Annotated in this window: 11 protein-coding genes; 4 read left to right on the forward strand and 7 right to left on the reverse strand. The window is 39.7% G+C overall.

All coding sequences use genetic code 11. The features are described from left to right. The first annotated feature begins 42 nt into the window (after window positions 1-42). Complete coding sequence (locus K1X56_05565; protein ID MBX7094169.1) at window positions 43-1,740, forward strand: multicopper oxidase domain-containing protein; 1,698 nt, start codon at window positions 43-45, stop codon at window positions 1,738-1,740. Here K1X56_05565 and K1X56_05570 read toward each other — a convergent pair whose 3' ends face one another. From K1X56_05570 to K1X56_05580, 3 genes are read right to left on the reverse strand one after another with little or no spacing between them, the layout of a single operon-like run. Beyond that, window positions 1,741-2,160 (reverse strand): PaaI family thioesterase, encoded by a 420-nt coding sequence (locus K1X56_05570; GenBank protein ID MBX7094170.1) that lies wholly within the window; start codon window positions 2,158-2,160, stop codon window positions 1,741-1,743. Window positions 2,161-2,211: 51 nt separating this feature from the next. Then, window positions 2,212-2,877 carry a YceI family protein gene (locus tag K1X56_05575; GenBank protein MBX7094171.1) on the reverse strand — a complete coding sequence of 222 codons (666 nt, stop codon included), beginning with the start codon at window positions 2,875-2,877 and terminating at the stop codon, window positions 2,212-2,214. 9 nt (window positions 2,878-2,886) lie between these two features. After that, window positions 2,887-3,387: an acetyl-CoA carboxylase biotin carboxyl carrier protein subunit gene (locus K1X56_05580; GenBank protein ID MBX7094172.1), complete on the reverse strand. Its 501-nt coding sequence runs from the start codon at window positions 3,385-3,387 to the stop codon at window positions 2,887-2,889. Window positions 3,388-3,497: 110 nt separating this feature from the next. Here K1X56_05580 and K1X56_05585 point away from each other — a divergent pair, with 110 nt between their 5' ends. Next, a complete protein-coding gene (locus K1X56_05585) occupies window positions 3,498-6,182 on the forward strand; it encodes a HEAT repeat domain-containing protein (protein MBX7094173.1) in 2,685 nt (894 codons plus the stop codon). 30 nt (window positions 6,183-6,212) lie between these two features. On the opposite strand, the gene K1X56_05590 is transcribed toward K1X56_05585, so the two are convergent. From K1X56_05590 to purN, 4 genes are read right to left on the reverse strand one after another with little or no spacing between them, the layout of a single operon-like run. Further along, window positions 6,213-6,608 carry a hypothetical protein gene (locus K1X56_05590; GenBank protein MBX7094174.1) on the reverse strand — a complete coding sequence of 132 codons (396 nt, stop codon included), beginning with the start codon at window positions 6,606-6,608 and terminating at the stop codon, window positions 6,213-6,215. A gap of 47 nt (window positions 6,609-6,655) precedes the next feature. Further along, a complete protein-coding gene (gene rnhA, locus K1X56_05595; protein MBX7094175.1) occupies window positions 6,656-7,135 on the reverse strand; it encodes a ribonuclease HI in 480 nt (159 codons plus the stop codon). Continuing rightward, window positions 7,132-7,722 (reverse strand): MarC family protein, encoded by a 591-nt coding sequence (locus K1X56_05600; protein MBX7094176.1) that lies wholly within the window; start codon window positions 7,720-7,722, stop codon window positions 7,132-7,134. Before K1X56_05600 ends, rnhA begins: the two co-directional genes overlap by 4 nt. Beyond that, on the reverse strand, window positions 7,716-8,288 hold the full coding sequence (purN, locus tag K1X56_05605; protein MBX7094177.1) for a phosphoribosylglycinamide formyltransferase: 573 nt from the start codon (window positions 8,286-8,288) through the stop codon (window positions 7,716-7,718). Before purN ends, K1X56_05600 begins: the two co-directional genes overlap by 7 nt. 51 nt (window positions 8,289-8,339) lie before the next feature. On the opposite strand from purN, the gene K1X56_05610 reads away from it, so the two are divergent. Continuing rightward, window positions 8,340-9,005 carry a nitroreductase family protein gene (locus K1X56_05610; GenBank protein ID MBX7094178.1) on the forward strand — a complete coding sequence of 222 codons (666 nt, stop codon included), beginning with the start codon at window positions 8,340-8,342 and terminating at the stop codon, window positions 9,003-9,005. A gap of 42 nt (window positions 9,006-9,047) precedes the next feature. Further along, entirely contained in the window at window positions 9,048-13,829 is a 4,782-nt protein-coding gene (locus K1X56_05615; GenBank protein MBX7094179.1) for a carboxypeptidase-like regulatory domain-containing protein, read from the forward strand. Window positions 13,830-14,126: the final 297 nt, after the last annotated feature.

Raw genomic sequence — 14,126 nt, forward strand, 5'->3', positions numbered from 1 at the left:
CATTAGCAGATTTTGATTCTTATTAAGTTTAAAGAAAAAAACATGCGTTATTTTCTGGCTGGAATCATTCTTTTAAATTCCATATTTTCCTTTTCACAAAATGCTCTTTTTATACCGGATACGATTTCGGGAACTTCATTTTCGCTTCAACTTCAACAAGGAAGCACTAATTTTTATAGCGGAATCACCACCTCCACCATGGGAGTAAACGGCAATCTACTTGGCCCAACTTTATTTATGAATCAACATGATTTCGTAAGTATCCAGGTAGAAAATCAAATAGGCGACACCACAACGATTCACTGGCATGGAATGCATGTTTCGCCAAGTAACGACGGGGGACCACACACCGTGATATTACCTGGTCAAACCTGGAATCCTCAATTCACTGTTTTAGATAAAGCATCTACCTATTGGTATCATCCGCATCTTCATATGCGAACCAATGAACATGTTCAAAAAGGAATAGCGGGATTAATCATTGTAAGAGACCAGGAAGAAGCAGCTTTGTTGTTACCTCGTAAATATGGAATTGACGATTTCCCAATGGTAATTCAAACCAAAGCATTTGATGTTAATGGAGAAATCGTTACAACGCAAACCGCACTGGACACTTCTTTAATGATTAATGGAACGGTTGATCCGTATCTGGATGTTCCTGCTCAGGTGGTAAGATTCAGGGTTTTAAATGGCTCCTCCGAGCGAGTATATTATTTAGGCTTGAGTAACAATCAAAGCTTTTACCAAATCGGATCAGACGGAGGATTATTATCCTCCCCCGTTGCATTAAGCCGATTACAATTAGCACCAGGAGAACGCGCAGAAATATTAATTGATTTCAGTGCATTAAATGGTCAAAATATTTCTCTGATCAGTTATGGTGCCGAACTCCCGAATGCTATTTATGGTGCTGCTCAACCAGGCATGGGCGGTGGACAAGTAATTCCCAATTACACGTCTAATCCTCTAAACGGTTCAAACTTCAGCTTAATCGAATATCACGTTGGATCACCAACGTCAAATCCAATTTCTACCATTCCAACCAGTCTGGTTACCCATAGCCCCTGGCAGGAAGCAAATGCTCAAGCCACAAGATCATTAACATTTACACCGGTGACCATGGGCCCTGGTGCAATTAATGGTCCCTTTTTAATCAATAACATGGCTTTCGATATGATGATGATCAATTATTATATTCCTTTTGAAAATATCGAAGTCTGGTCCTTAACCAATCAATCTCCCATTGCGCACCCATTCCATATTCATGATGTGCAGTTTTATATTCTGGATATAAACGGCGTACCCCCTTCGCCATCATTACAAGGAAGGAAAGATGTAGTATTAGTTCCGGCAGGAAATACAACGGTTCGTTTTATTACCCGTTTCGAAGACCATTTTAATGATACCCTTCCCTATATGTATCATTGTCACATGTTAACTCATGAAGACATGGGAATGATGGGACAGTTTATTGTAAATGGCCCAACCGCTATCCAGGAAAATGAAAAACCTGCAGCAACAATAATTTATCAATCCAGTCTCTCTTCCATCCTTATAGAAACGCCCTCAATTTTAAATAATGAAATTTTAGAAATTTTTGATGTGAGCGGTAAAAAAATCAGTCAACACTTTTATTCAGGAAACAGATTGCAAGTTGATGTTTCATCATTTTCCGATGGGATTTATTTTATCCACTTTAAATCGGATGTGTACAAAAATGAAAAGTTTATTAAATGGTAATTATAAACTGGCTATTCTAATTTTTGAGCGGACAAATTCTCCGCTTCCGGTTGCGACTAATTTATTTTCTTCATTTCTGATTTCACTCTCCGCATAAAACACATTGTTTTCTTCGCGCAGAAAAGTCCCTCTTGCAAAAAGTTTTCCGCCACTTACCGGTCGTAATAATTTTACCTCGAACCGCGTGGTTAGAATAAAAAATTCTTCTTCACGTGAAGAACAGGCAAAATAAGCTGAGTCGTCGAGCAACTTAAAATACATAGCGCCGTGCATGGCCATTCCTGCATGAAAGTGGGAAGGCTGTACTTCAAATTCGATGGTGCAGCTGTTTTCGCTTACAGTAATTTTTTGGAGAAGGGATTGATTAATGGGGCCACCATAATAAATCTGTTCCAGCTTCCGGTAGTGATGTTCATGCATAAAAAAAACGGTCACCTTGTGGATGACCGTTCAATAATAACAGATTTTATTTTATTCTGCGCATGTTTTATGCAATGTGGTAGAAATAATAATGGTAACATCCGGCCAAACCTTCGTAATACCATCTGTTCCGGTATGGTTCTTTTTACACGCTTCGGTAATCGCTTTAACCGATTCTTGTCCATTCCAATCCTCCAGATTAATATCGGCTTTCAGCGTAACTTTTTCACCTTCCCAGGTAGCAGGAACTTCAACATCTTTTTCAATTTCGTTCATCTTGATGCTGATGGTAAACATTGATCCATCTGCATTGATGCTTTTTACACTTCCTGTGATTTCGGAAGTCGATTTCATTTTGCCGAATACAAACTTTACAATTTTTTCATTTCTGCCTTTATCGTTTGTCTCTGTACTTGCGGTATAAATTTTAAATGCGGCATTTTTAAACACATTTTGCATAGTGTCCGCATCACCGGTACCGGTGACCTCGGTAGAATCGAAGCGACCTTTTACGCCCGCTTTTTCGGTGAATTTATAGGCAATCCATTCAACACGGGTAGAATCGTGCTGATAAGAATAAGTACAAACCGGCGCTTTGGGTTCTTCTACTTTTGCTGTAGAGTCGGCCGATTTTTCTTCTTTTTTTTCTTCTCCTCCGCCGCAGGAAACCATCGCCAGGGAAGAGATTGTAAGTAATGAGAACAGAATTTTTTTCATAATGATTTTTTATTCAAAGGTGATTAGGACCTGATTTTTTTCTACGGCAGTACCTTTCGTAACAACAATGGATTTTACGACTGCATCACCGGGTGATTTGAGTACGTTCTCCATTTTCATTGCTTCTAAAACAAGTAAAGCCTGATCTTTGTTCACGCTATCGCCGGGTTTAACCATTACATCCAATACCATTCCAGGCATTGGAGCTTTCATTTCTTTTACGGCTTTGGCGGTAACGTTCATTCCGAGAGAGGACAATAACTCATCGTATTTGTCGCGCAACTCAAGATTGTATTTATTCCCGTTCACCAATACCTGCATCGTTTTGGTTTGCGGATCGTGCTTTATCACATCCACCGTGTAAGAATGGCCATCCTTTAACAGATGAAACGTTCCTTCCTTTACGGGTTTCAGATCTATAAACGAAGTATTGCCATTGATTTCAACACTTTCGTCCCCGGGGTTTGTAACAACAAACTCCTGCTTTCCATTTACTTTAACTTTTATCACAACCGTTGGTAATTCAAAAACAACGCTAAACTACGAATTTGGCCACATATACAAAGGACTTCGTCAGAATCCCTCTTTTTCAGCATATTTGATGAGCGAAAATCCACGATATGAAACATGTAATTACGGCCGGCCTGAGCGCCCTGTTATTAATGAGTGCCTGTAAAACAGGATCCAAAGAAACAAGTAAGCAAACCGGAGGCAAAGATCCGGTATCGAACATTGCCCCTACGGCCAATAACCAGAAGAAAGACGGCGACCCCGAACCGCACCGTCCGCGTTACAATCCTTCGGCCACCCGCGAAAACGATATTATTCATACCAAACTCGAGGTAAAATTTGATTTCAGCAAAGCCCATTTGCTCGGAAAAGCCACCATCGATGCGCGTCCCTATTTCTATCCCACCTCCATTCTGGAACTCGATGCGAAAAATTTCGACATCCATAAAGTCCAGATCCTCAACGGCGGAAACGCTAAGGATCTCACCTATGAATACGATGGTCTGAAATTGAAAATTAAACTCGACCGCGAGTATAAAAACACCGAGATCTATCAGGTAATGATCGATTATACCGCTAAACCGAACGAAAGAGAAACCGGAGGAAGCGCTGCCATATCGAGTGATAAAGGATTGTATTTTATTAATCCCGATGGTAAGGACGGCAACAAGCATGTTGAAATCTGGACGCAAGGAGAAACGGAAGCAAACTCGTGTTGGTTTCCGACTTTCGATAAGCCCAATGAAAAAATGACACATGAAATTTACATCACCATTCGTGATGATTTTAAAACGCTTTCGAATGGATTATTGGTTGAATCGAAAAAAAATTCCGACGGCACACGCACCGATCATTGGAAGATGTCGAAACCCCATGCTCCCTATCTCGTTATGATGGCCATTGGTGATTTTGCTGTAGTAAAAGACAAATGGAAAAAACAAAACGGCCAGGAAATGGAAGTTTCCTATTACGTGGAAAAAGAATACGAACAATACGCCCGCGATATTTTTGGAAAAACTCCGAAAATGATTGAGTATTTCTCCAAGCGTTTAGGTGTGGAATATCCATGGGAAAAATATGCGCAAATTGTAGTCCGCGATTATGTATCAGGTGCAATGGAAAATACAACGGCAACTATACATGGCGACTTTTTATATCAAACCAAACGTGAGCTTTTAGACGGACACAATGAATCCATCATTGCGCACGAATTATTTCACCACTGGTTCGGCGATTTAGTTACCTGCGAATCCTGGGCGAATCTTCCCCTGAACGAATCATTTGCAAATTACAGTCAGTTCTTATGGGACGAGTACGAACATGGCGCTGATGAAGCAGATCACTATGCCTTTGTAGAAATGAACGGATATATTTTATCTACCAAACAAGGTGGTTATGCCGATATGATTCGTTTTAATTATTCCGACAAAGAAGAAATGTTTGATGGTCACTCCTACAATAAAGGCGGACGTATTTTACACATGCTGCGTAACGTTGTTGGAGATGATGCATTCTTTGAATCGATCCGCGTTTACCTTACGGATAATCAATTTCAACCTGCCGAGATGCATCAATTGCGTTTGGCTTTTGAAAAAGTTACCGGCGAAGACATGAACTGGTTTTTCAATCAGTGGTTTTATGCAAAAGGACATCCTCTTTTAAAATTCACGCAGAAGTATGAGGAGTCGAAAGGCAGAGTTGCGGTAATGATAGAGCAAAAACAAAACTTTCAGGAAGTTCCTTTGTATTTACTTCCCATTGATATCGATGTTTATACTTCAACCGGAAAATTCACTCATAGTGTAAAAGCAGAGAACAGAATTGATACTTTTTATATCAACGTAAACGAAAAACCATTGCTGGTAAATGTCGACTCCCGCAAAATTCTCCTCTGCGAAAAAGAAGACGTTAAACCGCTTGAACAATGGATTTACCAATATTATAATGGTCCGAAATACCTCGACCGCAGAGAGGCCATTGAAGAATGCGGAAAAAGCAGCGATGAAAAAGCGCACAAAGTTTTAGTGGATGCCTTAAACGATAAATCGCCTTTCCTTCGCGAATTGGCTATGAAAAATTTAAAGCGCGCCATGAAAACGCAAAAGGATGCTATTCATGATAAGCTTGCCGGTATATCTAAAAACGATCCGAAACCAAGCGTTCGTGCTACTGCGATTCGTCAACTTTCTAAAAACTTTAGCGACGATAAAAGCTTAACTGATATTTACGAAATGGCGGTTAAGGATTCTTCCTATAATGTTTTATCTGCGGGATTGGAAGCTATTTCTCATGTGGATGAAAAACGTGCCATGGAATTATCGAAACAATTTGAAAAGGAAAAGAATAATGATGTCCGCATGACCGTTGCAGAAATTTATGCAGAACATGGTGGTGTGGCAGAACATGAATTCTTCCTTGAGAACCTTCGCAACATGAGCGGTTTTTCGAAATACGAATTCCTGACCATTTACAGCAATTACTTAAAACGTCAGCCTGATGCAGAAATCGAAAAAGGATTAAAAATCTTTGAAGAAACTGCAAGAAATGGAAGTCCATGGTGGCTCAAGTTTTCCGGTTACCAACAATTATCTTCTTTCCAGGGCTATTACAGCAAAGTTGAATTAGAAATGACAACGAATGCAGAAAGCCTGAGAAAAGAAGGAAAAAACATGGAGGCAGATCAGGCACAAAGTGAGGCTGTAAAAGCGAAAAACAAGAGTGAAGAAATTGCCAAAATGATTAATGATTTAAAGGCCAAGGAAACCGATAAAAACATTCTTCAATTCATTAAATAAAAAAGAAAGCCCCGAAGTACCGGGGCTTTTTTATTCTACCTGTGTAATCGGAAGATTTGTCCACGCCGATAAATCGCGCTGCAGATTTTCATTTCCTTCCAATAATACTAAGCGATTACTGTTTAGTTGTAGTGCAAGGACTTTTGTTTTTGCTTTGTGCTCATAATACAACAGCGCCACGATTTCCTCTTTAAAAATGATTTCCGTATTCTGTTTGTAGCGGGTAATTTTCAACTCGCCATTATTCATTTCAATTTCGATAATCAGCGAAAATTTTTTACGCACCCAGTAGGCTAGTCCACCTAATACCACCAGCAATAAAGCGGAAAACAAGGCATTGCTTAAAGCAGATTGTTGATTGGAGAAGGCCACTATCGTGAACCAAATAGCAAAAGCAGAACACAACACAAATAATAATAAGGTCATTCGGTTGCGTTTTTTTTGCAGTTCTATATTATGGGGAAACGAATGCCTCATTCGTCGAACATGGATTTATCCTGTGCATTTTCATATCCTTCATCCACCAATAAAATAGGCAGGTCGGCTGCTGCAACCGCCATTTGGTCGCATCGTTCGTTATCCTTATGTCCGTTATGTCCTTTAATCCATTTGAACTTCACTTTGTGACGTTGATAGGCAGGGATAAATCGTCGCCACAGATCTGCATTTTTAGTTTTTTCAAATCCTTTTTTCTGCCAGTTCCATAACCATCCCTGTTCAACCGAATCCACCACATACTTCGAATCGGAAAACACCGTGACTTCATCTTGCGTTCCTTTCAGCATTTCCAGTGCAACAATTACAGCCATTAATTCCATCCGGTTATTCGTGGTTAAACGATAACCTTTTGCAACTTCTTTATGGTGACCACGCTCGGAGCGCAATACAATTCCGTATCCTCCTCTTCCGGGATTTCCTTTCGCGGCACCATCGGTATATATGTGAACTTTCATGCGTGAAGTAATCCTTGAATATTTGAACTGAATAATTTAACCGCCAGTGCGAGACAAATAATTCCGAACACCTTGCGAAGTACAATTAATCCTCCGGGTCCCAATAAACGCTCAATGCGATCGGTCATCCGCAACACCACATATACAAACAAACTATTGAGTACAATCGCTACAATAATATTTACCGCTTCAAATTCTGAACGTAAAGATAAAATGGTGGTCATGGTTCCTGCACCGGCAATTAATGGAAAAGCAAGCGGAACAATGGATGCTACTTTTGGTGTTTCTTCTTCGCGGAACAAGCGTACACCTAAAATCATTTCGAGTGCCATAAAAAACAAAACAAAGGCTCCGGCAACTGCAAAAGAATTGACATTGATACCAATGATATGAAGAATGGATTCACCCAAAAACAAAAAGGCAACCATGATAATTAAAGAAACGAAGGTTGCTTTTGCAGGATGAATTTCTCCGGCCTTGCGCTTTATTTCAATGATAATGGGGACCGAACCAATAATATCAATCACCGCGAACAAAACCATAGAGGCTGTTGCAATTTCGGAGAGATTAAAATTCAGGTTTAACATTGCGCTACAAATTTTTCTACCACTAAAGGAAAATGCAGATGTTCCAAATCATGAATTTTTATCGCCAGACTTTCTGCCGTATCCTGGTCATTAATGGAACACTTCGCCTGAAAAAGAATATCTCCTTCATCGTAATGTTCTGTCACCCGGTGAATACTTATTCCACTTTCTTTTTCTCCGGCAGCAATAACTGCTTCGTGTACACGCATTCCATACATGCCTTTGCCACCGAATTTTGGTAATAAAGCAGGATGAACATTCAGCATGCGTTTTCCAAAATCGCGGATAAGTGCCTGAGGTATCATTCTCAAAAACCCGGCAAGCACTATGAGATCGATTTGTTGACTTTTTAACTCCGCAGCAATCATTTCTCCCTGATCGCGGAATGCAGCATTATCATAAATCAATACATTGACCTGATGTTGCTTTGCTTTTTGAACGGCACCACAATCAGGTACATTACTCACGAGCAATTCCACTCTCGCCACATCACTCTGTGAAAAATGCTGGATGAGACGTTCCGCATTGGAACCAGTACCTGAAGCAAAAATGGCAATCTTTTTCATTATGATAATTCAAGGCAAATTTAGAAATTAAGCCACCAATAGCCAAGCGCCATGACAAAGTATCCGTTTATTCCTTATGCCCAGCTGCATTTTAATCCCGAAGAACAAGCCGAAAGGGTAGATTCTTATTTGGAACTCATGCAAAAAAGAAGAAGTGTACGCCATTTTTCGGATAAGGAAGTCCCACGAAGCATCATTGAAAAAATAATTCAAACTGCCGGTACCGCACCCAGTGGAGCGAATAAGCAACCGTGGACATTTTGCATAATCGAAAACGCAGAATTAAAGAAGCAGATTCGCGAAATGGCAGAGGAAGAAGAAAAGGCCAGTTATTCGGGAAGAATGAGTGAGGAATGGTTGAGGGACCTGGAACCGCTGGGAACGGATTGGGAAAAACCATTTATTACCACAGCACCTTATATCATTGTTGTTTTTAAAAAAGTATATGATTTGGTTGATTCGGAAAAAAGGAACAATTATTACGTGAATGAATCGGTCGGTTTGGCTTGTGGCTTTTTATTGAGCGCCATTCATAATGCGGGACTCGTCTCTCTGACACATACCCCAAGTCCGATGAATTTCTTAAGCAAAGCGTTAAATCGCCCCGAAAACGAACGTCCCTTTCTTCTTATTCCCATAGGTTATCCCGCTGAAGAGGCAATGGTTCCGGACATCAAGCGCAAGAATTTAAATGAGATTGCAGTTTTTTACTCCTGATGTATGGAATTTCTCTTTTTACTGCATCTTATTTAAAAAAACATGAAACGATTGCTCCTTTTGTTAAGTGGACTTGCAGGATTTGCCATGCTTTGGCCCGATGAAGATCCCGCACTGAATCATTTAGAAAACATTCTCAGCAAATGGAGAAGCGCTTATCCGGATGAGCGAATTTATGTGCAATGCGATAAATCCATGTACAATCCGGGCGACGCTGTTTGGTTTACAGCATTTGTTCGCAATGGCGAAAATTTATCGCAGCAAAGCAGCAGTCAGACTTTAACCCTTAAATTAATCAACGCATCTGGCAATTCCATCGCAGAAAAAATTTTTCACCTTAAAAACGGAATCGTAAGCGGGAATTTCGATCTGCCCAAAAATTTCCCCGGCGGGAATTATTATTTAGAATGCAGCACACCGATCAGCGAAATCCTTTGGGATAAACCTGCCTACAAAAAAGCGTTTAACGTATATACACAAGAGAGTCCCGAATTACTAATCACCGCCCGCTTCAAAGAAAAAATGTATTCACCGGGTGATGAGGTACAGCTGGAAATTGAAATCCGCACTCCGGAAAATGAAATTGCTTCGGGAGCAACCATTGACTATTCGATTCTTCAGGGTGAAGAAGAATTACTTTCGTCCCGTTTAAATGCAAATGATTCAGGAAAAGCTGTTGTGCAATTCCATATCCCGGATACCATTTCAAAAAACAATCTCCACAGTTATATAAGGGTTACCCATCAGAATAAAAAAGAAGGATTAGGAAGAGCAATCCCCTTAAACATTAATCTTCCTCACATTGAATTTTATCCTGAAAGCGGATATCTCATTCCCAATTCGCCAACTGTAGTGGCTTTTTATGCGCAAAATGAAAATGGAATTCCGCTTAACGTTTCCGGCACCATAAAAGATGAAAACAATCAGCTTATCACTTATCTGCAAACCTTCCATCATGGAATGGGAAAATTTCATTTTACACCAATAGCCGGCAAACGATATTACGCTTTTATAAGAAACGGAAATCGTCTCGAAAAATTTCCATTACCGGAAATCAGAGACAGAGGTGTGGTGCTAAATCTGAAAGAAAACAACAAGGATTTTCTAAAATTCGTCCTTCATTCGAAGGAAGAAGATGCGTTGCTTCTAACTGCACAATCGAGAGGTAAAATAGTTTATTCAACCCGATTATCTGCACAAGCCCAACAGGAAGTACGTATTCCTGTTGGCGATTTACCCATGGGAATTGTCCAAATTACCGTTTTTAATTCTCAAAAAACGCCACTGGCAGAACGACTGTGTTTTATTCATCCTGAAAAACAAATGCGCATCAGCTTCGAGCAAATCAATGAGGAATATGGTCCACGCGAAAAAATTAATTTTAAAATTAAAGCAGAGGACTCCAAAGGAAATCCCGTTTCGGGCGATGTAGCGCTTTCGGTGAGTGATGAAAAAGCCTGGGTGTACAATGACGACCGCAGTGGAAATATTCTCACCGAACTTTTGGTGGAATGTGAATTGAACGGAGAAATTGAAGAACCTGAATTTTATCTCGACACAAAAAATCCGGAATCTGAACTGGCAATGGATCTTTTAATGCTTACAAGAGGTTACCGGCGGTTCGACTGGAAAACTGCATTAAAATCGAAAATCCCCGACAAGAGCATTATCGAAGCTGAAAAAACGATTGCGGGCACTGTCTATAATTTTGAAACAAACTTGCCAGAACCTCGCGCCAAAATAAAAATATTGGAAACGGGACAAAAATTCCGCTGTGATGAAAATGGAAAATTCTCGATCGAAAATCTCGATTTAAGCAGCAGAAAAACCTTGTATGTTCAACAAAAAGGAAGAACCGTTTCTTACGTCGTTCATCGTCCGGATACCAACTTATCCATTTACTACTCCGAAAACAAATCGAGTTTTAATAGTTATGTATCGAGCGATAATACCAAAAGCTTAAAGGGTGTGGTTATGGATGGAGAAACCGGAGAACTGCTTCCTTTTGTAAATATTGTTATCCGTAAAGATGGAAAAACAATAACCGGATGCTCGAGCGATTTGGATGGGAAATTTGCAATGAACACCATTCCCGATGGATTTTATGATGTGTTGGTTGCTTACGTTGGTTATGAAAAATATGAAATTAAAAACATACAAATAAGTCAGGGAAAATGCATCAATTTGAACATTACTTTAAATGGACAGATCTATCTGGAAGAAGTAGTAATTGTAAACGAAAGCAAAAAATCTAAAAAGCCCAAACGAGAAAATAAAAAAGAAATTGCTTATAATTCAAACGTCACTCTGGATGAAGTAACGATAGTTAATTATTCCGTTCCATTAATAAACGCAGATCAAACCAATGCTATAGAAATTAACAGGAAGGATATTATTCATTCAGCAGCCGCACGAAAAAATTTTGCAAGCAATGTGGTCCTCTCCTACCTCAGCGATAATATCGATCCCAATCAAAACGGAGTATTAACCATTCGTGGTGCGCGCGAAGATGCCACTGTATTTTATATCGATGGCGTAAAAATCAGGGGCGAAGCAAATGTTCCCGCTTCATCCATTGAATCTATCGTTGTTTATACCGGCGGAATTCCCGCTAATTATGGTGATGTAACCGGTGGGGTAATTGACATCCGAACGCATTCTTATCGCTCAATGTCTAATTCCTATTATTCCAACGATAATACGCACCGCACCATTCTGCAACCGGGAGAAATCATTTACGCCACTGAGCGAAAATTTCCGGAAATCAACCACCATCATTCGGAGCAATTTGAAACAATGGTGGATGACCGTACAACGTTGTATTGGAATGGAAGAATTCAATTAAACGAAAAAGGAGAAGCGGAAGTGTCGTTTTATGCCGGTGACCTTAGTGGTCCGTTCCGAATTACCGCCGAAGGAATTTCGTCCGGCAATGAAGTGGGAAGAACGGAAAAAGTGATCATGGTTCAACCGGATATTAAGCTCGCAACCCCTATTCCTTCTACACTCACCTCCGGTGATGAATTAGTGCTTGAATCCACCATTCATAATAACAGTAAAAAAGAAATAAAAGGCCGGTTATTTTTGACCCTTCCCCTAACATGGAAAATGCTTATGGCCGATAGCAGTGAATACAGCATTGCGCCCGGCGAGAAAAAAACGATAAGCAATAAAGTCAGAGTAAATGGAAATAATCAGGACTTTTCATTAGCATTTCATTTTAAAGGGAATAAAAACTATTGCTCAGAGCGACAAAAAATAACGATTGTACCTCACGGTTTCCCCAAAACAATCATGCTGAGTTCTGAAACAGAACAGGAAATCGAATTTAATCTGGATGCAAATGAACTTCGGTCTATGGATTTAGCCTTGACCTTTTATCCGGATCCTGCTGCCAATTTTGCCGAAGGTGTAAAATCAATGATTCGCGAACCGCATGGATGTTTTGAGCAAGTTTCCTCCTCTACTTATCCCAATATTCTTGCAGTAAACTACCTGCAACAACAAAACGATTTAAAGCGGGATGAATATAATATTGCGATGAATTATATTAAAAGCGGATATCAGCAGCTGGTAAAATACCAAACATCAGAAAAGGGATTTTCATTATACGGTCAATTACCAACGAGTCCCTACCTCACCGCTTATGGAATAATGGAATTCACTGCCATGAAAAAAGTTTATGGCGGCGTAAATGAAGTAATGCTCCAACAAGCCAAAGATTGGTTGTTGTTGCAAAAAGATAATAAAGGTGGATTTCATTCTTCTTCCGAAGATCATTTTTATCACGTTCAAAGCGCTTACATCATCCGTGCGCTTGTTCTATCCGGAGAGTTTTCGCTGGTGCCTGAAATTATCGCTCAATATAAATATGCGTTAAAGAAAAAAGATGCTTATTTGTCGGCCTTAATGATTGATGTCCTGTTTAAAGCAGGAAGAAAAGAAGAAGCCGACGAGCTCATTCAATCACTTTCTTCGCAACAAAAAGAAAATGGATCATTCAGCTGCGAAAAAACGATTACTTATTCCTACGGAAATCAAAAAGAAATTGAGTCGACCGCTTTAATGCTTATCGCTTTAATAAATGATGTAAAATCGAATTCCACATCCATTCACCGCTGCTTTCAGTTTCTGATGAAATCGAAAAATTCATTTGGAGGATGGGGCAGTACGCAGTCGACGGTTCTCGCTTTGGAGGCCATCAATTTATATTACGAAAAATTTCCTTTAAAAAATGATCCGGAAGAAGTAACGGTTAGCATTAATGGAAAAGAAACATTTAAAAAAGTGTTGAATCCAGGTAATAAAGAATCGTATGCTTTTCATTTACCGGTCGCTGCTTTAAAAGTAGGGAAGAATCATATTAAGGTCAGCAGTAAACAACAGTTTGTTCCGTGGACATTAAACGCATCTTATTTTGTTTCATCCCCCGAAAATCATCAAAACGCTTTGTCCTTATCCTTACAATGGAATAAAAAAGAATTTCAAAGCGGAGAAATGGTGCGGGCCTTAATGAAAATCAATAACTCAAAAAATGAACAGATTCATAATCCCCTCGTTGAACTTTCTATTCCCGCATGTTTCCGTTATGATCCGCAACAATTACGAGAATTAGAAAAACAAAAGATCATTGAACGTTATGAGGCAAGGGGAAATCAACTCGTCTTTTATTTTAAAGCGATTTCTCCAAATGGAACCCTGGAGTTTCCCATTACGCTCACCGCTACCCAAAAAGGTCTTTTCAGAAGTCCTGCTTCACGTGTATTTCCTTATTATTCTACCGATGTATTCTGGACACAAGCCGGCGAATTCGAAATAAAATAGGCACGCCTTTTGATTTAGGTTGAAGATCTGCGATGGAATTTTATTCCATTTGGTTTGTCGTTTATTAAACGGTGTAGGTCGAAGCCTTCGGTTCGCTTTTGCATTTTGCGTTTCTGATTTCATTGTTAAATAGTATGCCATGCATAACAATATTGTTTGGCAAAATGTGGTGCATTACAAAATTTTATTCTGCACGCATACCTTTTTTCAAAAGATAAAAAAGGTTTTCTAAAATTAGGAAACGGTTGCTAAACCCGAGTTTTCGGTCGTCGTTAAACAGAACAAGTCATCGTTCTT

It is taken from the genome of Flavobacteriales bacterium (assembly GCA_019694795.1).
GTDB lineage: Bacteria > Bacteroidota > Bacteroidia > Flavobacteriales_D > UBA2798 > UBA2798.

What these genes read in the sequence shown, in the direction of transcription:
- K1X56_05565 (MBX7094169.1), top strand. Translation starts at nt 43, where the DNA reads ATGCGTTATTTTCTGGCTGGAATCATTCTTTTAAATTCCATATTTTCC.
- K1X56_05570 (MBX7094170.1), bottom strand. Translation starts at nt 2,160, where the DNA reads ATGCATGAACATCACTACCGGAAGCTGGAACAGATTTATTATGGTGGC.
- K1X56_05575 (MBX7094171.1), bottom strand. Translation starts at nt 2,877, where the DNA reads ATGAAAAAAATTCTGTTCTCATTACTTACAATCTCTTCCCTGGCGATG.
- K1X56_05585 (MBX7094173.1), top strand. Translation starts at nt 3,498, where the DNA reads ATGAAACATGTAATTACGGCCGGCCTGAGCGCCCTGTTATTAATGAGT.
- K1X56_05590 (MBX7094174.1), bottom strand. Translation starts at nt 6,608, where the DNA reads ATGACCTTATTATTATTTGTGTTGTGTTCTGCTTTTGCTATTTGGTTC.
- rnhA (MBX7094175.1), bottom strand. Translation starts at nt 7,135, where the DNA reads ATGAAAGTTCACATATATACCGATGGTGCCGCGAAAGGAAATCCCGGA.
- K1X56_05600 (MBX7094176.1), bottom strand. Translation starts at nt 7,722, where the DNA reads ATGTTAAACCTGAATTTTAATCTCTCCGAAATTGCAACAGCCTCTATG.
- purN (MBX7094177.1), bottom strand. Translation starts at nt 8,288, where the DNA reads ATGAAAAAGATTGCCATTTTTGCTTCAGGTACTGGTTCCAATGCGGAA.
- K1X56_05610 (MBX7094178.1), top strand. Translation starts at nt 8,340, where the DNA reads ATGACAAAGTATCCGTTTATTCCTTATGCCCAGCTGCATTTTAATCCC.
- K1X56_05615 (MBX7094179.1), top strand. Translation starts at nt 9,048, where the DNA reads ATGAAACGATTGCTCCTTTTGTTAAGTGGACTTGCAGGATTTGCCATG.